General features: G+C 62.9%; 17 protein-coding genes. 9 read left to right on the forward strand and 8 right to left on the reverse strand.

Going from position 1 to position 18,365, the window contains the following annotated elements; all coding sequences use genetic code 11:
* Window positions 1–5 precede the first annotated feature (5 nt).
* From Q7V20_RS10815 to Q7V20_RS10830, 4 genes are read left to right on the forward strand one after another with little or no spacing between them, the layout of a single operon-like run.
* Complete coding sequence (locus Q7V20_RS10815; RefSeq protein ID WP_304790486.1) at window positions 6–791, forward strand: RibD family protein; 786 nt, start codon at window positions 6–8, stop codon at window positions 789–791.
* A gap of 12 nt (window positions 792–803) precedes the next feature.
* A complete protein-coding gene (locus tag Q7V20_RS10820; protein ID WP_304790488.1) occupies window positions 804–1,208 on the forward strand; it encodes a 6-carboxytetrahydropterin synthase in 405 nt (134 codons plus the stop codon).
* Entirely contained in the window at window positions 1,208–2,257 is a 1,050-nt protein-coding gene (locus Q7V20_RS10825) for a glycosyltransferase family 4 protein (protein WP_304790491.1), read from the forward strand. The genes Q7V20_RS10820 and Q7V20_RS10825 overlap by 1 nt, the downstream gene beginning before the upstream one ends.
* Window positions 2,254–3,138, forward strand: a complete 885-nt coding sequence (locus Q7V20_RS10830; RefSeq protein ID WP_304790494.1) for a hypothetical protein — start codon at window positions 2,254–2,256, stop codon at window positions 3,136–3,138. The genes Q7V20_RS10825 and Q7V20_RS10830 overlap by 4 nt, the downstream gene beginning before the upstream one ends.
* 257 nt (window positions 3,139–3,395) lie before the next feature.
* Here the strand turns inward: Q7V20_RS10830 and Q7V20_RS10835 are convergent, their stop codons facing one another.
* Complete coding sequence (locus Q7V20_RS10835; RefSeq protein WP_304790496.1) at window positions 3,396–4,193, reverse strand: dioxygenase; 798 nt, start codon at window positions 4,191–4,193, stop codon at window positions 3,396–3,398.
* Window positions 4,194–4,437: 244 nt separating this feature from the next.
* On the opposite strand from Q7V20_RS10835, the gene Q7V20_RS10840 reads away from it, so the two are divergent.
* Together Q7V20_RS10840 and Q7V20_RS10845 are read left to right on the forward strand one after the other, a co-directional pair.
* Window positions 4,438–6,456: an ATP-binding protein gene (locus Q7V20_RS10840; protein WP_304790499.1), complete on the forward strand. Its 2,019-nt coding sequence runs from the start codon at window positions 4,438–4,440 to the stop codon at window positions 6,454–6,456.
* 119 nt (window positions 6,457–6,575) lie between these two features.
* Window positions 6,576–7,496: an alpha/beta fold hydrolase gene (locus Q7V20_RS10845; protein WP_304790501.1), complete on the forward strand. Its 921-nt coding sequence runs from the start codon at window positions 6,576–6,578 to the stop codon at window positions 7,494–7,496.
* Between the two features lie 2 nt (window positions 7,497–7,498).
* Here Q7V20_RS10845 and Q7V20_RS10850 read toward each other — a convergent pair whose 3' ends face one another.
* The 5 genes from Q7V20_RS10850 to Q7V20_RS10870 are packed head-to-tail and all read right to left on the reverse strand — an operon-like array spanning window position 7,499 to window position 12,912.
* Window positions 7,499–8,626 carry an SMP-30/gluconolactonase/LRE family protein gene (locus tag Q7V20_RS10850; RefSeq protein ID WP_304790504.1) on the reverse strand — a complete coding sequence of 376 codons (1,128 nt, stop codon included), beginning with the start codon at window positions 8,624–8,626 and terminating at the stop codon, window positions 7,499–7,501.
* 27 nt (window positions 8,627–8,653) lie between these two features.
* Window positions 8,654–9,469 carry an SDR family oxidoreductase gene (locus tag Q7V20_RS10855; RefSeq protein ID WP_304790506.1) on the reverse strand — a complete coding sequence of 272 codons (816 nt, stop codon included), beginning with the start codon at window positions 9,467–9,469 and terminating at the stop codon, window positions 8,654–8,656.
* 1 nt (window position 9,470) lies between these two features.
* Window positions 9,471–10,361 (reverse strand): SDR family oxidoreductase, encoded by an 891-nt coding sequence (locus Q7V20_RS10860; RefSeq protein WP_304790508.1) that lies wholly within the window; start codon window positions 10,359–10,361, stop codon window positions 9,471–9,473.
* 2 nt (window positions 10,362–10,363) lie between these two features.
* Window positions 10,364–11,389 carry an alpha/beta hydrolase gene (locus tag Q7V20_RS10865; protein WP_304790511.1) on the reverse strand — a complete coding sequence of 342 codons (1,026 nt, stop codon included), beginning with the start codon at window positions 11,387–11,389 and terminating at the stop codon, window positions 10,364–10,366.
* Window positions 11,386–12,912 carry an NAD(P)/FAD-dependent oxidoreductase gene (locus Q7V20_RS10870; protein WP_304790514.1) on the reverse strand — a complete coding sequence of 509 codons (1,527 nt, stop codon included), beginning with the start codon at window positions 12,910–12,912 and terminating at the stop codon, window positions 11,386–11,388. Before Q7V20_RS10870 ends, Q7V20_RS10865 begins: the two co-directional genes overlap by 4 nt.
* Before the next feature lie 85 nt (window positions 12,913–12,997).
* Between Q7V20_RS10870 and Q7V20_RS10875 the strand changes: the two genes are divergently transcribed.
* The gene (locus tag Q7V20_RS10875) at window positions 12,998–13,600 is read left to right on the forward strand and encodes a TetR/AcrR family transcriptional regulator (RefSeq protein ID WP_304790517.1); all 603 of its coding nucleotides are present in this window, start codon (window positions 12,998–13,000) and stop codon (window positions 13,598–13,600) included.
* Between the two features lie 292 nt (window positions 13,601–13,892).
* Here Q7V20_RS10875 and Q7V20_RS10880 read toward each other — a convergent pair whose 3' ends face one another.
* The gene (locus Q7V20_RS10880) at window positions 13,893–14,357 is read right to left on the reverse strand and encodes a helix-turn-helix domain-containing protein (RefSeq protein WP_304790520.1); all 465 of its coding nucleotides are present in this window, start codon (window positions 14,355–14,357) and stop codon (window positions 13,893–13,895) included.
* A gap of 200 nt (window positions 14,358–14,557) precedes the next feature.
* On the opposite strand from Q7V20_RS10880, the gene Q7V20_RS10885 reads away from it, so the two are divergent.
* Together Q7V20_RS10885 and Q7V20_RS10890 are read left to right on the forward strand one after the other, a co-directional pair.
* Window positions 14,558–16,147: a DUF2306 domain-containing protein gene (locus Q7V20_RS10885; protein WP_304790523.1), complete on the forward strand. Its 1,590-nt coding sequence runs from the start codon at window positions 14,558–14,560 to the stop codon at window positions 16,145–16,147.
* 45 nt (window positions 16,148–16,192) lie between these two features.
* Window positions 16,193–16,486, forward strand: a complete 294-nt coding sequence (locus tag Q7V20_RS10890; RefSeq protein ID WP_304790525.1) for a hypothetical protein — start codon at window positions 16,193–16,195, stop codon at window positions 16,484–16,486.
* A 42-nt stretch (window positions 16,487–16,528) separates the two neighbouring features.
* On the opposite strand, the gene Q7V20_RS10895 is transcribed toward Q7V20_RS10890, so the two are convergent.
* Window positions 16,529–18,262, reverse strand: coding sequence for an acyl-CoA dehydrogenase C-terminal domain-containing protein (locus Q7V20_RS10895; RefSeq protein ID WP_304790528.1), 1,734 nt, complete (start codon window positions 18,260–18,262; stop codon window positions 16,529–16,531).
* Window positions 18,263–18,365: the final 103 nt, after the last annotated feature.

Here is an 18,365-nt window from a genome sequence, read left to right on the forward strand (position 1 = left end):
GCCAGATGAGCACCACGCCCCTCCCTCACGAAGACGAAGCCGAATGGCTGGACTTGCTGCGGGGACAAGACCCGTGCGCGATGGGTGGCGGCTCGCACATCCACACACTTTACGGCCCGCTCTTCGCCACGAAGCAGCAGCAGGGCACTTTCGTGGTCGGCCACCTGGCGCAGAGCCTGGACGGGCGCATCGCCACCACTTGCGGCGCCTCTCGCTGGCTCAGCGGCCAGGAAGACCTGATCCACACCCACCGCATGCGTGCCATCGCAGACGCTGTCATCGTGGGCGCCAACACGGTCCTTCACGACAACCCGCAACTCACGGTGCGGCTTTGCGCGGGCAACCATCCGGTGCGGGTGATCATTGATCCGGAGCATCGGCTCGATGGCAGCCAACGCGTCTTCATCGATGACGGCGTGCCCACCCTCCTCCTCGTCGCCGCAGACCGCGAAGGGGCTGAGCGCCAGTGGGGGCATGCCGAAATCATCCCCCTGCCGCGCGGCCAGCACGGCCTCGACCCCTTCGCGATCCGCCGGACACTGGCGCTGCGCGGGCTGTCGTGGCTGTTCGTGGAAGGCGGCGGCATCACGGTATCCCGCTTCCTCGCTGCAGGTGCCCTCGACCGCCTGCAGATCACCGTCGCACCGGTCATCCTGGGCTCGGGCCGTCCCAGCGTGGTGCTGCCAGAGATCCACGATCTGGCACACAGCCTGCGACCGCTCACCCGCCGATTCCTGCTGGGTCAGGACACCATGATCGAGTGCGACTTCAATCCTGGCACCAACCACTGAGAACTCATCAACATGTACAGCCTTGCCGTCTCGGATCATTTCATGATCGCCCACAGTTTCCGTGGCGAAGTTTTTGGCCCGGCCCAGCAACTCCACGGCGCGACCTACAACGTCGAAATCGATTTTCGCCGCCCGACGCTCGACCAGCATGGCCTGGTGTGCGACATCGGCCTGGCCTTGCAGCTGCTGCGTGAAGTGCTGGCGGAGTTCAATTACAAGAACCTCGATGAACTGCCTCAATTCCAAGGCCGCAACACCACCACTGAACTGCTCGCCGGTGAGATCTTTGCCCGTGTGAAAGCCCGTGTGGCCGAAGGTGACGTGGGGCCCGGCACGGCTGGCGAGCTGGCATCACTGCGGGTGGTCTTGCGTGAATCGCCTGTCGCCTGGGCCAGCTTCGAGGGTGCGCTTCGCTGATGGCATTGGCTTTTCTGGTGCCCGGGCAACTTGATCAGCTCACGGGCGGCTACCTTTATGACCGCCACATCGTTGAAGGCCTGCGCGCGCGTGGCCAAGCGGTCACTGTCGTGGAGCTGCCCGGGCAGTATCCGCAAGCCGATGCGCCCACCCGCGCGTCCGCCGCCGCCGCGCTCGCCCAACTGCCAGACCAAAGCATGGTCATCATCGATGGCCTGGCGCTGCCCGGCCTTGCCGACTGCCTGCAAGCACAGGCCAGCCGCTTGCACCTGGTGGGCATGATCCACCATCCACTGTCCCTGGAAACAGGGTTGGATGCGGACAGTGCATGCCACTACGCACAGCTCGAAGCCGAACTGTGGCCACACCTGCAAGGCGCCATCTGCCCCAGCGAGAACACTGCCCGCGCGCTTCTGGCCGCAGGCCTGGCAGCGGATCGCGTGGCCGTGGTCAGCCCGGGAACACACCGCCCAGCGAGCATCCACCGAGCCACGAGCCATGCCCCATTGCAACTGCTGGCCGTCGGCACCATCACGCCGCGCAAAGGCCACCTGCTGTTGGTCGACGCCCTGGCCCATCTACCTGAGCTCGATTGGCGACTGAGCTGCATCGGCAGCTTGACGAGAGACCCCGCCGCCACGACCGCGCTGCAAGAACGCATCACAGCCCATGGCCTGGGTGACCGCATTGCCCTGCTTGGCGAACAAACCCCCGAGCAGCTGGCCCAGGCCTACCGGCAAGCCGACCTCTTCGCACTGCCTTCCTACCATGAGGGCTACGGCATGGTCTTCGCCGAAGCGCTCGCCCACGGGCTGCCCATTCTGGCAACCACCGCCGTGGCCCTGACGGACACCATACCGGCTGACGCTTTGCTGCTCGTGTCACCGGGCGATTTGCCAGCCCTGCGCGATGCACTTGAGCGGGCCCTGTGCGATGGCGACCTGCGTGCACGCCTGAGGGCCGCGGCACTGCGAGCTGCCAGCACGCTGCCCGACTGGGACCGCACTGTGCAGGACTGGATGGCGGCCCTGGAGAAGGTGACCCGATGACCGGATTTTCAGCTGACTGGTTGCGCCAGCGCGAACCCTTCGACCTGGCCGCGCGCAGTCAAACGCTCGCCCTCCAGTTTCGGGCCGCGCTGGTACAACGTGCTCCCGATGCGAACTTGCGCGTCATCGACCTGGCCTGCGGATCTGGCGCGAACTTCCGGGCGTTGGCCCCCCTTTTGCAAGCCGACCAGGAGTGGCTCATGCTCGACCACGATCCTTTGCTGCTGGCAGCCCAGCGAGCCGAGATTGCCCGGTGGGCGGCCCGGCAAGGGTGGGCATGTCAGGATCACGCTGGCACGCTCTCGATCCATGTCGGCCCGACCCGCTGGCTTGTTCGTGGCCAACAACTGGACTTGGCCCGCGACCTCGAAGCCCTTGATCTGGCTTCATGCGACGGCCTCGTCACCACCGCGTTTCTGGATCTGGTGTCCACCAGCTGGCTGGACAGGCTGAGCACGCTGCTGACGCGGACCCGCCGCCCCTTGCTGGCGACCTTGAGCGTGGACGGCCGACGCACCTGGTCTCCAGACCGACCGACCGACCAGCTGGTCGCTGATGCCTTCTTGTCCCATCAGGGCAGTGACAAGGGCTTCGGACCATCACTGGGGATTGGGGCCGCCGACTATCTGGCCGACAGTCTTGCCATGGCGAGCTACCAAGTCAGCACCCAGGCCAGCGATTGGGCCATTGGCCCGGAGCACCGCGAGATGCTGGTAACCATGGCGCAGGAAGCGGCAGCCGTGGCCATTGAAGCGAACCCGGCCAACGCACCCGCCGTGTCCGACTGGCTGGCCCAACGTTTGGCCAGTGCGCAGCAAGGCTTGCTGTCGTTGGAGGTTGGGCACCTGGATTTATTGGCCGTGCCACCGACCGAAAACTGAGCCCGATACTTGGAGGTCAGCGAAATGTTCGAACCTTGCGAGGATCTGAGCCGCCATGCCCTGATGCTCTCTTTGAAGAGCGGCATCGCAACGGCAATGCGAGCGGGGCGGGAGGCCTCGGTGATGCCTTGTATGGAGAACCACTGCCAGCCTCAACCCAGGTCGCTTGGATGGGGCCGATCGAACGATGACGATCCACGCGTCAGGGATCGCGGACGCCAACTGCTGGCCCAGCGGTACCAAGCCATTCGGGTAGTTCATGTCGTCAGGCTTGCACCGTTGTGAAAAACAAAGCCATCCATGGACAGCACACCATGGGTGATGCCGCCTTCGATGACTGTGGCAGCCCATGGCTCGGCCGCTGCGCCTGCGGCCACCAGGAGCGGCAGGAAGTGTTCGGATGTCGGGTGGGCGCGGCGTGCATGGGGGGCGTCGATCAGGGTGCGGCGCAGCCGTTCAGCATCGCCGCGAATGACCGCGTCGCTGACCCATGCCGAGAACTCACGCACGTAGGCTGCGTCATCCAGTGAGCGGTGCATGAACTCGGACAGGTTGTGCGTCAGGCTCCCCGAGCCAACAATCAGCACGCCTTCATCCGCCAAAGGCGCGAGTGCCTGACCGAAGGCCCAAGCGCCATCGGCATCCAGCCGAGCTGGCAGCGACACCTGAAAGACGGGCACGTCGGCCGCCGGATACATGTAGCGCATCGGCACCCAGGCGCCATGGTCCAGTCCGCGCACATCATCGGCACGCGGTGACCACCCGGCCTGGCGGAGCACCTGGACCGTTCTGTTTGCCAACCCAGGGTGTCCGGGGGCTGCGTAATGGATCTGGTGCAAGGCGGGCCCAAAGCCGCCGAAATCGTGGATGGTTTCAGGGCGCGCGGCCAGGCTGACGGTGGGGGCCATCGTCATCCAGTGCGGCGACACCAGCAGCACTGCTTGTGGGCGTGGCAGCTCCTGACCAAGCGCAGCCAAACGGGGACCAGCCATTTCCGGTTCCAGCGCGAACGTGGGGGCGCCATGCGAAAGGAATACGGTGGGCAGTCGAGCCATGGTGATTCTCCTGGCGCCCTGCGGCAGGGCGATGGCGCAGCAACCTCGCTGCAATGACTGCACTCTAATGGTGGCAGACAAAGAGATAAACATCGCGAATCCAGATAGACCGATCCGGCAATCGGAACAATCTCTGGAGGTCCGACAAGGCATGCATCCCATGACCTCCGAAAACAGAAACGCTGAATTGGTGCAGAGTCCACGGATCAATCCGGGTTGGCGGTCGTTACCGTCGTGACGATCAATGGCGCTTGCCTCACACTGGCAAAAGCGGGCGGACAAGACACGCGCCCCAGCCATTTCTCGCTACCCGATGGAAGACTTTCGCCCCCACAACGCCGCAGGCTCCCCTGCCCCGATCGATACGACAATCGCCGACGCCCTCCAAGAACGCATCACCCATGCGCGCGTCCGGATGCTCTACGGCCACATGCCTGTCACCGCCTGGACGCTGGGTGGTTTCATCATCGTGATCGGTGGATTGATCCACTTCACTCAGCCTGCACCGCTGACCCTGCCAACCTTGGCCTGGCTGACGCTGGCGCTGGTGCTGGCAGTCACCCGAGCCTTGCACGCGCAGTCGTATTTCCGTTCGGCCAACCGTCAGGCACCGTTCTGGCGGCGCAGCTACTACTGGCTGAGCTTGGTGTTCAGTGTGTGCTGGGGTGCGCTGCCCTGGGCACTTCCCATCAGCCACGATCAGCAACTGGCGACTGCCATCATCGGCGTGATGATCGGCATGGCAGCCACGGGCGCCGCGCAGATCAGCAGCGACCGCGCCAATGTGCGTGCGTGGACGGTGCCCATTCTGGCGTCCTCCGCCATCTACTGCGCGAACACCGGCGGACCGCTGGGATGGTTCGGCTTCATCAGCATCATGGGTTTCCTGGTGATCCTGTGGCTGGAGGCGGACCGCGCACACCGCCGCATCAGCGAGATGCTGCGTCTGCGCTTCGAAAGCGAGGAGCTGGCGCATGCCCGCGCCCAGGCCCTGCACGAAGCCGAATCACTCAGCGCCGCCAAGGGCCGATTCCTGGCCACCATGAGCCACGAGATGCGCACGCCGCTGCACGGCATCCTTGGCCTGTCGCGCATGCTGCGGGCCCGACTGCGCCAGCCCGAGGACCTGTCCCAGATCGGCCTGCTGCACAACGCTGGCGAGCACCTGCTCGGCGTCATCAACGATGTGCTGGACTTCTCTCGGCTCAAGGACCATGGGCTGCGCCTGAACGCCAGGCCTGTGCTGCTCAATGAGCTGGCGAGGCATGTGTGCGAGCTGTCCCAGGTCACGGCGCGCGACAAGTGCTTGGTGGTGATGCTGCGCTCCGAACTGCCTGACCACCTGTGGCTACAGGCTGACCCGGACCGCTTGCGCCAGGTGCTCACCAACCTGGTGGGCAACGCCGTCAAGTTCACTGCGCAGGGGCATGTCGTCGTTCGACTCGGACTGGACGGCGGCGACACCGCAGGGCCTGACGAAGGCGCTTGCCACGTCGTATTCGAGGTGCAGGACACGGGCAGAGGCATTCCCGAAGCGCACATCGAGAGGATATTCGACGCCTTTCACCAGGTCGAGGCCCACGACGACTACCAGGTTGGCGGCACGGGGCTTGGCTTGAGCATCTCCCAGCAAATTTGCATGGCCATGGGCGGCAAGCTGCGCTGCGAAAGCCGTGTGGGCATTGGCACGACGTTCTCGTTCAACTTGGCTTTGCCCCGAACGCATCGCCCATCGGATGAGGTGGCCAGTGCCGGCCTGCCGCATGACCTATTCAATGACGATGACGGTGCCCCGCGACTGGCCGGGCGAGTGCTGGTGGTCGAGGACAACCTCGTCAACGCGCTGGTCGCAAAGGCCACGCTCGAAAGCCTGGGGCTGGAGGTCGTGGTGGCGGAAAATGGACTGCGTGCGCTCGAATGGCTGGCGGCGCATGAGGCAGATCTGGTGTTGATGGATTTCCACATGCCGGAGATGGGCGGCATCGAAGCCACGCGTCGAATCCGCGAAATGGAGGTGCGCCAGGGCTGGTCGGCCATGCCGATCGTGGCCATGAGTGCTGGCGACCAGATTGATGACCATCGGCATTGCCTGGAGGTCGGCATGAACGACTACGTCAGCAAACCCTTCGTGCCGCGAGACATGAACCGCGTTCTGCGGAGCCATTTGCAAAACCTGGGGCCGCGGCGCGGCCTCGCGGCTGTGCAAGCACCCTGCGGCGCAAGCCATCCGGCTACGGCTGAGCCGCATCCGATGCAGGCATAAGTCCGTGTTGTGGCCCGATTCGGCAGCAATACATGGTACAAACATGTACCAATCACGACGCCACATGACTTTGAGATGCGCAAGTTCAACAACGAGCATGCTTGGCCCCAAGCAGTTCCATGAAGATTCAACAAACGCGCACATCCATCACTGTGGACGACGCCAGCCTGTGCCTGCACCGGTTCAAGCGACCTGATGGTCACGGGCCAGCGGTGTTGATGCTCCACGGCATGATGTCCAACGGGCGGGTCTTCTACAGCCGCTCAGGCAAGGGCCTGGCGCCGTGGCTGGCCGAGCGTGGCTACGATGTTTTTGTGGCGGACTTGCGTGGCAAAGGCGGCAGCATGCCCCTCATCGACCGGAATGCGCGGCACGGTCAGAGCGAAATGATTGGCGTCGACCTGCCGGCCTTGCACGCCGCCGTGCGGCACCAGGCGCAGGCCAGCCAGGTGCACTGGGTGTCTCATTCCTGGGGCGGCGTGGTGATGAACAGCTGCCTGCTGCGGCATCCCGCCCTCATTGCCCAGGTGGCCAGTGTGGTGCACTTCGCCGCCAAGCGCAGCGTCAGGGTTCGCAACCTGCAGCGGAGGATAGAAATCGACCTGATGTGGAATCGGGTCCTGAAGCGGGTAACGCGTTGGATGGGCTATTTGCCGGCCAGGCAACTGCGCATCGGTTCAGACAACGAGACCCGCAAAACGCGGCGCCAGATTCAGGCGTGGGTCGAGGCTGACCGCTGGGTGGACGATGACGACGGCTTTGACTACGGCCGCGCTGCGCAGCAAGTCAAGCTGCCGCCCACCCTTTATTTGGCTGCCATCGACGATCCGTGTCGCGGGCATCCCGAGGACGTGAAGCGCTTTCGTGCTGAGTCCGGCCCGCACTTCTCCCGGGTCCACGTCCTGTCAAAGCGGGGCGGCGCGATGCATGACTATGACCACGTCAGCATCGTGACCCACCCGGACGCCGGCAGTGACCAATTCAAGCTGGCTGAAGCATGGATGCAAGGCCGCCACGATGCCGTGTCAGAGACTGGCTGAAATCACTGGGGCAGCTCACCCGCTGCCACCTTGAGCATGCCGAACGCCGTTGCCACCAGGCTGTGGACATACAAGGTGCCTTCCACTTCCGTGATGCCGGTCACTTCCGGGTAGCGCCCGCTGGGGTCCTGCAGGTCTGCGAGGATATGGCCCTGCTCGTTGAAGGCCAGTGCGTGACCATAGGGCTTGGGCACCGGCAACAAAAAATGGGGCAGGCGGAATGAAGCGGCACGCAAGAAGGGCCAGGGTGCGAGCGCATCGGCCAGCACACTGCGGGCTTTGGGCAGACCCACCCAGTAGCGGCCCGATTCGCCTTTGGTCAGGTTGTCGGGAAAGGCGGGCAGGTTGTCCAGAATCACGCGGGCCGTGTTGCCCGGCAAACGGATGTCGAGCTGCCTGGCTGACATGGGGATGCGCCAGATGCGATAGCGTCCGGTCTCCGCCACCAACAGCGATTGGCCATCCTCGGCCAGCACGATGCCGTTGGCGAACACCAGCCCGGTAGCAATCACCTCGGTGGTGTGCGTGGCCGGGTCGTGCACCAGTACCCGCCCGTTGCCACGCTGCTCCAGGATCTCGGCCAGGCTCACTGCCATCGGGTCACCCCAGGGGCCGGGTTGAAAGCGGTGGCTGGCCTCGGTGAAATAGATGCGTCCATCCGGTGCGACGGCCACGGCGTCGGCGAAGACGATGGCATCGGTGTCCGACACCCGATCGGTGATCAGGCTGACTTGGCCCTTGGGCGTCACGCGAAGCAGGCCCTTGTAGGCATCGGCGGCGATGAGGTTGCCGTCGCGGTCGAAGTCGAAGCCCAACACGCGACCACCAGTGTCGGCCACGAGTTCAAGGTGGCTGCCATCGCGCTGCAGGCGCACGATGTGGCCATTGTCCAGCGCGGTGTACATCAAACCGTCGGGGCCTTGGGCCACATGTTCGGGACCGCCCCCCGAGGTCAGTGGCAACAGGCGCAAGTCGGCCAAGCGCTCATTGCGTGTGTAGGGGCCACTGTAGCCCGGCGAAGGCTGAGGCTGCCAGGCCACCGGATGGACACCGGTCGGCCAGAAAAGCAGGTAGCCCGCCAGGGCAACGATGGCCAGTGCGGCAGATGTCAGGAGCGGCTTTGTCATCATGTCATCGCAGGAGTGAAGTCGGTGTGATCAAGTGGTGGCAACGCGTCGAACGATGCGTGTGACCAGGCTGGGGGCCAGGCGTTGAAGGCGCACCAACCAGCCTTCTTTGCCCGCGATCAGCAACCTGGGCTGGCGTTGAACGAGTCCGTCGACAATCGCCTGGGCCACGCGCTGCGGCGGCATGGCCTTGGACTGCCCTGGGTCCTGCTTGCCATGGGTGCCACCCTGCGCCGTGAGGGCATGCACCGAGATGTCCGTGTTCACGAAACCGGGGTAGGCCAGCATCACGTGCAGGCCTTGGTCCATGGTTTCGGTGCGCAGGGCTTCGAAAAAGCCGTGCATGGCATGCTTGGCGGCGATGTAGGCCGAGCGATGCGGCGTGGCGATCAGGCCCAGCACGCTGGCCACCGCCACAATGCTGCCGCGCCCGCGGCGGATCATGTCCGGCGCGACGAGCTTGGTCAGCTGCAGCGGCCCAAAGTAGTTCACCGCCATGATCTTTCGATCGACATCCAGGCTCGTTTCAAGGGCCATGGAGCGGTGCGTGATGCCCGCGTTGTGCACCAGTACATCCACCTGCCATCCGCTTGACTTGATGCGGGCGTAGGCCTGCGCAACGTCTTCGCTGGAGGTGAGGTCGAAGGTCTCAAGGCGGTATTGGCCGTTGACGTTCAGGCGCTGGCACATGGCCAGCGTCTTGTCCAAACCGGGGCGCTCGGACTCGGGTGCGGACAGAATGAGTTGAGCGCCTTGCGCCGCAAACGTTTTGGCCAACTCGGCCCCGATGCCGCGAGAGGCCCCGGTGATCCAGACGACCTGGTTCTCAAATGAGCTGTGGGCCATGTCAGTCCTCTTTGTGCTTGGCCGTCAAGGCGTGGCCCATGCTGCTGGCGCCAAAAGAGCGGCCCATCGCCACAACTTCTGCTTCGACCTTCGGTACCGCGACACGGGCCTTGCGTTTGACGAAGAACTCCCACACGGGGCTCATGAACAACTGGCGTATCGCGCCGACGGGGGCCAGCGCGGCAGGCACATAGGTTTTTCGTTGTCGCCGGTTCACGGCGTTGACCATGGAGCGGGAGCAATCCTCCACCGAAGTGACCACATTGAAGGGCCAGGGCAGTTGCTTGAGAGCATCGTTGAACGAGGCCAGTTCGCGTCGCTGGTCACGCACCAAGTCGGTGTCGATCCACGCGGGGTAGACCACCCCGACGTCCACACCTTTGTGGGCCACTTCCAGGCGCAGGGCGTTGGCGAAATGGTCCACCCCGCTCTTGGAGGCGGCATAGGCCGAAGTGCCAGGCATGGACTTGAGTGCTGCAGCCGACGAGACCAACAAAAAATAGCCTTGGCTGCTGGTGATGGCGGGCAAGGTGGCGCTCACCGTTCGGATGACGCCGATCAGATTGACCTCCACCGTCTTGACCAGGGCTTCGACAGGACTGACGGCCACCGTGCCATTGCTGGCAATGCCAGCGTTGGCGATCACCACATCGAACCCGCCCAGGTGGGCCAGGGCCGCCGTCACGGCACGCTGCACCGAGCCCTGATCGGTCACGTCGCATTCGGCCCAGCAGTGGCGGGGGCCCAGTTCCTTCGCGAGTGCGGCCAGCCGATCAGGCTCCAGGCCCACCAGGGCCAAGGTGGCGCCCTGCGCGGCGAGTTGTCGTGCAGTTTCTGCACCGATGCCTCGGGCTGCTCCCGTGATCAGCACGCGCTGTCCTTGTGGCTTCATGGTCAATTCCTTGGTGATTTCAATGCCAGCGCGCGCCATTGGCGGGCGATTTGCGCCACCGCTGTACGCGATTCCCGGTGGACGCTGGCCAAGTTGATGAAGGCATGGCCCAGGCGAGGAAAATGAAGGTGCTGAACGGGGGTATCTGCACGCCGGAGGTGGTGCACATAGGCCTGCCCTTCATCCTTCAGCATGTCGTAGCCAGCGGTGACGACCAGCGCCGACGCCATCTCAAGCGGCACGCTGGCCAGCAGCGGGGACACCCGCGGGTCCGTGGCGAGCGCCCGGACGTCCCCCAGGTAAGCTCCGTAGAACGTTTCTCTTTCAGCGCGGTCAAGGAAATAGCCAGCCCCGAACTGTGCGTGCGATGGCCGAGTCTGCGACAAGTCGGTTCCGGGGTAGATCAGCAGTTGCGCGACGACATGCTGCCCCTCCTGAGCGAGGCGCGCCGCCGCGACCGCGGCCAGGTTGGCGCCTGCGCTGTCTCCGCCCAATGCCAGGCCTGTCACCCCGAAGGCATCAAGCTGCTTGAGCGCCCAACGTGCGCTGGCCACTGCGTCGTCAACTGCGGCGGGAAACGGCGCCTCTGGTGCAAGTCGGTAGGCCACTGATAGCAAAGGCATGCCGCTGCCCTCACACAACAGTCGGCAAGCATCATCGTGGGTGTCCAGATCGCCCATGATGAACCCCCCGCCGTGGAAGAACACGGTCAGCGGCGCCAGGCTGGCAGGCGAACTGGGGTGATACAGCCGGGCGGCCAGCGATCCCTGATCGGTGGGGATGGACAGGTCTTGCGTGGAGCCAACGGCAAAGCCCGCTTGAAAGGCGACCATGTCTGCGCGAAAACGTTGGCGAGAAGCCATGGCCGAACCGTCTCGACGCCCCAAGCGTCGAAGGCAGCGCAGCACCTGAAGGAAGGGCGAGAGTTGATCGACCGCATGGGTATCCGGGCTGGCCGGGTGAGCGCCAGCATCCAGCATGCCGTCCAGGCCACGAAGGAAACGCCCTTTGACGCGGGACGCACTCACGGGGAGACCTTGGTGGTGCTGGATGCTGGTCTCACTGGCGCAATGCGCCGCCACGCGTAATCCGTCTCAGTTACTTTGCTCGCCGCCCGCGCATAGCTGAACGTGAACCCCGGCCAGGTGCTGGAGTTGCGGCCAGTGTCGTCCAGATACCAACTTTCGCAGCCGCCAGCCACCCACACGGTGCCACGCATCATTTTCTCGATCCGGGTCAGGAAGCGCTGCTGCGCCGATGCCGTGGGCTCCACCGCGTCGTAACCATTGGACCGCGCCAGTTTGATCACGCCCGCGATGTGCCGGGCCTGCGCTTCCAGCATGTACACCACGGAGGTGTGCCCCAAACCAATGTTGGGGCCGTGCAGCAGATACAGGTTGGGAAAGCCGTGCACCGTGGTGCCCATGTAGGCCTGTGGACTGCCCTGCCAGGCCGATGCCAGCGTGCGCCCCTTTCCATCATGGATCAGGTGGGCAAAGGGCAAATCCTTGGTCTTGAAGCCGGTGCCGTAAATGATCGTGTCCACCGGTCTGAAAGCACCGTCCTGCCCGACGACGCCATCCGGCAGGACCTGTTTCACGCCGTCAGTGATGACTTCGACGTTGGCTTGCGCCAGCGCTGGGTAATAGGTGTTCGAGATCAGAATCCGCTTGCACCCCAAGGTGTAGTCAGGTGTCAGCTTCTTGCGCAAGGCGGGGTCTCGCACCGCCGCATGCATGTGCCTGAGTGCCTTGGCTTGGGTACGCGCCATGAGCCGCGGGTGCAAGAAGCCCAGGGCCAAGGCTTCGCGATGGACATAGACCCGAGCACGCGCCAGTTGTTGCAGCCAAGGCAGCTTGCGAAACAGGCTCCGGGCGGTTGTTGAAATCGGCCCGTCATGGCGAGGCAAAACCCACGGTGGCGTGCGCTGGAACACGTGCATGTGCGCCACTTCCGGCTGGATGGCCGGAATGAACTGCAACGCAGACGCGCCAGTGCCCATGACCGCGATGCGCCTGCCTTTCGGGTTGAAACTTTTGGGCCAGTTGGCCGAATGGAAGACGTCACCCTTGAACGCGTCCAGGCCAGGAAGTTTCGGCATCAAAGGATCGCTCAGTGAGCCGAAAGCGCCCACCAGGTGCTGGGCGCGCACCTCACCTTGGCTGGTCTGAATGCACCAAGTGGCGCTGGACTCTTCCCATGCGGCTTGCTGGACGTCGTGGTTCAGTCGCACGTGAGGCATCAGCCCCAGCTCCTGCACGCAGCGCTTCAGATAGCTCAGGATTTCGCCTTGAGGCGAAAAAGCCCGACTCCAGTCCGGATTGGGCGCGAAGGAGAACGAATACAGATGGGACTGCACATCGCAGGCGCACCCTGGGTAGCTGTTGTCGCGCCACACGCCACCCACGTCACTTGCACGCTCAAGGATGAGGAAGTCATGGAAACCTGCCTGCTTCAGGTAATGGGCTGCGGCCAATCCGCCGAAGCCTGAGCCGACGATGGCGACCTGAGTGGAAACACGACCGGTTGATGTGGGGCAAATGTTTTGCATAGCCATGAAGCGACGACAGAGGAAAGTGGTACAAAAGTGTACCGCAATAATCCAAAGATCGCTAAGGCGCTTTCACCGCTCACTCATGGCCTTGACGAAAGATGGCATTTCTCCGCGCAGTCGCCTGATCGCTGGCATGGCCAAGGTGTTGGAGCAACGCTCACTGTCCGAGCTCTACGCCGACGATGTGGTGAAAGAGGCTGGGGTATCCAAGCGGACCTTCTACCAGCACTTTGCCAACAAGGAAGACTGCTTCCTGGCGCTGTACCGCGAGAACAGTGCACGGGTGCTTGGCGTCCTCAAGGAGGCCTCCGGTACCGCCGGTCTCACTGCGCTGGAGCGCATCCAACTGGGGGCCAAGGCTTACCTGTCGTTCATGCAGGGACAGTCTGCGCTGATGAAGCGGCTGTACATCGACATCTTGTACCTGGGTACGGAAGGCATGAAGGCCAAGCGAGAGGTGCTGCAACAGTTCGCGGATGTGCTGCTGGCCGCGTATGACGCGGAACGCGCGCTGCAGCCATCGCTACCGCCCCTGGATCCCGAGTTGGTCCTGGCGATTGTGGCTGGCATCAACGAATTGATCCTGTTCAAGATCGAAGATGGGCAAGCCGACCGTTTGAGCGATCTGGAAAACGTCAGTCAGCGGCTGATCCTGGGCCAACTTCTCTTGAGCCAAACTGGCTGAAACTGGTCAAGGGCGGGTAAGGCCATCCTCGATACCGGGAAAATAAGTGCGCTTCGCGATGGCGGTCTGTGCAGATGCCGCCCCCCCGCTCAAAATGCGCGTCGTTTCCCTGGGACGATGGTCGTCGGATTGAGCACGATAGACGCGCTGAGAGTCTCCAATCACTCCCACTCGATCATTTCCGGCGCCTTGAGAGCCGCATGAACACTGGGTTTCCGACGTACCAAGATTTCTTTCTACCGCCATTTTTACCGACGCCGGAAGCTGCGCCCTCACCAAGTAAACGCGACCTTCAATCCGGCTCCGCGGTCAGTCGCACATTGGCTTTTCCCGGGCCGATCTCAGGCCTCGCCTCTCTCGGGCTCAGCACCTCGCCACACTCAGAGCAACTCAACTGTGCGGTGAAGTAGTGTTCGCACTTGACGTGCTTGTAAAGCATCGGCGCGCCCATGCCCTTGTCCAAATACTTGTCCCCCCAATTGACCATCGCCATGATCACCGGGTAAAGATCCAGGCCCTTGGCAGTCAGGCAGTACTCAAAGCGAGTCGGGCCTGCTTGATAAGCCGTCTTCTTGAGCACGCCCTCATCTACCAGCTTTTTCAGCCGCTCCGACAGCCGCTGCCTGGAGATGCCTAAGTCTTTCTGGAAGTCCTCGAACTTGCGGATACGCAAAAATGCGTCCCTCAGTATCAGCATCGTCCAGCGATCACCAATGACCGACAGCGTCCTGGCAATGGAGCAGTTCTCGTCCTGCATCTGATCCTAGCGCATGAGCCAGACCTCCTTCTTGGCTGTCAGCCCCTCGTTCCGAGGCTCCCGACCTTCATTCAAGCTTCGGTTGGCCCTCGCCTTGAACATGGCGTTGGCAACCTTGGCCTTTGGAGCATGATCTTGGCGCCTCAGGTGAATTGCATCCTTTTAGGATTCGGCATCTCTATCCGAGGGCATAGACTTCCATGACTGCGACTGCTTACATCCCCACGTCTTCCACGAGTAGTTTGCGCAAATGGCTTCTGAAGGCGCTGGCAGCACTGGGGGCTGCGGCCACGTTGCTTTACGGCTTGGCGGCCATCGACGCAGCTGTGGTCAACTACCGCTCTACCTACGATCCGACGATTGCTGAACAACGGCTGAGCATGCAGCGGGCTGCAGAAGCCGGACAAGACCTGGGGTCCCCGGGCGACATCGCCTCGCATTCAAATGTATTGGTGGCGATGATGGCCAGCGTCGGTACACCCTTGCACGCCTTTGGCAAGCAGGGGCTCAGTGAATCGTGGATTCACTACACCACCATGCCGCGGGCCAATATCGTTGCTATAGCGATGCACTCGATGTTGGCCGGTACGGCGATGCTGTTTGGCGCACTCCAGTTCTGGCCCGCCTTTCGGCGCAACTACCCGCGTTGGCACCGAGGCTTTGGCCTGGCCTACATGGTGCTCGTGCAGACAGCCATGATTGCGGCAGCCATCTATCTGTTGCGCACACCCGTGCATTTGATCTATGACCAACTCACCTTCTATGTCGGGCTGTGGGTCCTCGATGTTGGGGTGACCGTCACGCTCTGGCTGTCCATCCATGCATTGGTCCGCAAGCGCATTGCTCAGCACCAGGCATGGATGGCCCTGAATTTCGGCATGCTGCTCACCGCGCCCATACAGCGATATGGCTGGATTGCATTTGCGGCAGTAGCCCCTGAGGGGATGCGCCAGTTGGAGGCCAACTACGCGGTCAGCGGCATGTTGATACCTTTGTCTTTCATGATCGGCTATGGCCTGTACACATTGAACCGGCTCCTGCAGGCTGATCAGCCCAAAGCACTGCTCACACGCGTTCACGCTTCGTTCCAGCCGCATGCACGTCTGGGGCGAGTGGTGGCCATGGTCATGCAGCTTGTTCTTGCGGCGTCCATGGTCACCACGGTGCAGCATTTCGTTTTCGATCTGGGACTCACGTCGGCAAGCAATTCCAATGCATTGATTCCGCATTCAGTATTGCAGCTGGATCAGCAAATCATGGCTTCGGCTCCAGTGACCCGCTGGCTCTTTGTCTTGGGCACCTTGACCGGGCTGCTGAGCGCCATGGTGTGGTTATGGGGAACGACCTTCCGCTCAAATGGCGACATCACGAGTCGGGACACCGCCTGGGCAGGTTGGGCTCTGTCGCTTGGGACCGCCATGGTTGGACTTGCACTTTGGCAATGGGGTTTGCAGTGGGGCATGCCCAGCTTCACGGCCCAACATGGTGGCGCGCTCCATCTGTTTGGCGGCACCATGGCCTTGATTTTCGCCACCTTGCTGGCCACCGCCTTGGCAAGAGGGCAGGAGAACTGGGCCAAGGAGTGGTCGTGGTTCGCGATCGCCTGTTTGGTGGCCACGCCGAGCTTCTTCTTGCTTCTGCCGATCATGGGCAACGTGGGCATGCCAGAACACTACGTGACAGCAGGCCACGCCTATCGACTGGCCGCCTATGGTCAATGGACGAGCTTGGTGACCGCGTTCGTGGTGTCGGTTTACAGCCCGGCCACGCACGCCAAACTTGCCCGCTAACCCCGGCCAAACGCCTGTGACTGAACACGAGCCTTGAGGCTGGAGTTGACCCGGTTCCGTGGACTTAAAAAACCAGGGCGCCGCCACCACCAGTGCCAGCGTGAATGTGACGGTGAACGCACCGAGCGCCACCCCGCGCCCTCGGGCGCGGTGAAGTGTGCCAGCCAGAACGGCGCCTGCGCGCTGCCAGCGGGCAAGACGGCCACGGTGTGGTTCGGGGCCTGGTCCTCGTACAAAGTACGCACCGGCCTGTCGGGCAAGGTGGCATGCAACACCGGCACGTTCGGGGGCGACCCGATCTGGTACCTCAGCAAGGCCTGCTATTACGTCAGCAACTGAGCGGGCGACCAGCGTTGTCCAGAGCGCTCAAGCGTGCTGGGCTTAGCCGCCCATCGACAAGACCTCCCGGCCAGAACTCATCGCCGCCTGGTGGGCGTGTGCCCTTGGCAGGATTCTGGCGAAATAAAAGGCGGCTGCGTTTTGCTTCGAGGCCAAGAAGATGGGGTCAAAGTCTTGCCCTGCTTCGGATACAGCGTGCGCCGTGCGCAGCCAGAAATAGGCCAGGCAGACATAACCGGAGTACATCAGGAAGTCGTAGGCTGCGGCGCCCACCTCTTCGCGGTTGTCCATGGCCTTGACGCCGATTTGCTGAACGAGCTCAGGCCACGCTGTCACCCAGGGCAGCAGCTGTTGAGCCCAGGCCTTCACCTGCGCGGTGGCCGCAGTATCTTGGTCGATGATCTCGCACAAGTGCCGGATGTCCTGGGTGAATGCCAGCAGTGTTTGGCCTTGATCGCCCAGCACCTTGCGTCCAAGCAAGTCCAGCGCCTGGATGCCAGTGGTGCCTTCGTACAGGGTGGCGATCCGGCCATCGCGGTAACTTTGCTCCACGCCGTTGTCCCTGATGTAGCCATGACCGCCATGCACCTGGATGGCCAGGCTGGCCGATTCCAAGCCTGTTTCGGTCAAGAAGGCTTTGGCAATCGGTGTCAGCATCCCCAGCATTTTCTCTGCCGATTTGCCTTGCTCTCCTCCAGCATTGACTGTGTCCAACAGGAGGGCGCAATGGTGGCACAGGGCCCGGCCGCCCTCTGCAAAGACCTGCTGGGTCAGCAGCATGCGACGCACGTCGGCGTGGCAGACCAGCGCATCCGCCTGGCCTTCTGATTGGTTCGCGCGGTCCAAAGCTTTGCCCTGTGTACGCGATGTGGCGTAATCAAAGCTTTGCTGAAAGGCACGTTCGCTCAAGCCCACCCCCTGCAGGGCCGCAACCAGGCGCATCTCGTTCATCATGGTGAACATGGCCTTCAGGCCCTCGTGGGGCTTGCCCAGCAACTGGCCCCGCGCCTGCTCGAAACTCAAGGTGCACGTGGGGTTGGCATGGATGCCCATCTTGTTTTCGATGCCCAGGCAATGCACGGCATTCGCAGCGCCGGAATGCGGCAGCCACTTGGGCACCACGAAGAGCGACAGGCCTTTGCTGCCTTCGGGCGCGCCTTTGATCCGAGCCAGGACCAGATGAACGATGTTGGCGCTGCCATCGTGCTCACCCCCCGAGATGAAGATCTTGTTGCCGCTTATCGCGTAGTCGCCGTCCTCCACCTGCACAGCGGTGGTTTTGATGAGCCCCAGGTCGGAGCCGCAATGGGCCTCAGTCATGCACATCGTGCCTGTCCACTCTCCGGATGCCATCCTGGGCAAGTAGGTCTCTTTCAGGGCGTCAGAACCAATGGCCAGAATGGTTTTGCAAGCTGACGTGGTGAGTGCAGCGAACATGCTCAAGGCAGGATTGGCGGCGCTGAGCACTTCGCCTGCGAAAGAGGCCAGTGTGGCAGACAGGGCCTGGCCACCCCAAGCTTCGGGCAGCGTCATGCCCAGCCAGCCGCCATCCAGGTAGCGCCGTAGCGCTGCCTTGACGCCTGGCGGCAAGCTGACCTGACCTTGCTGAAAGCTGCAGCCAACGGCATCGCCCGTGGCGTTCAATGGGGCCCATTGCTCCTGGGCAAAGGTGGCCAACTCGGAAAGCACCTGCACGTCGGCATCAGCCTGTGTAGGCGGATGCTGCAACAGCAGGAGTCGCATGTCGGCGAGCGGTGCACGGTAGGGATGGGCCATGGCTGATGTCCGGTGTTGCATGAGGGCTGAATTGTTCCGTGTGGCCGCCAAGGACGCCTTAACAATGGATAAGGAAGGTGTTTCGCGCCACCGATAGCATGGC

The organism is Aquabacterium sp., assembly GCF_030652515.1.
Lineage (GTDB): Bacteria > Pseudomonadota > Gammaproteobacteria > Burkholderiales > Burkholderiaceae_C > Aquabacterium.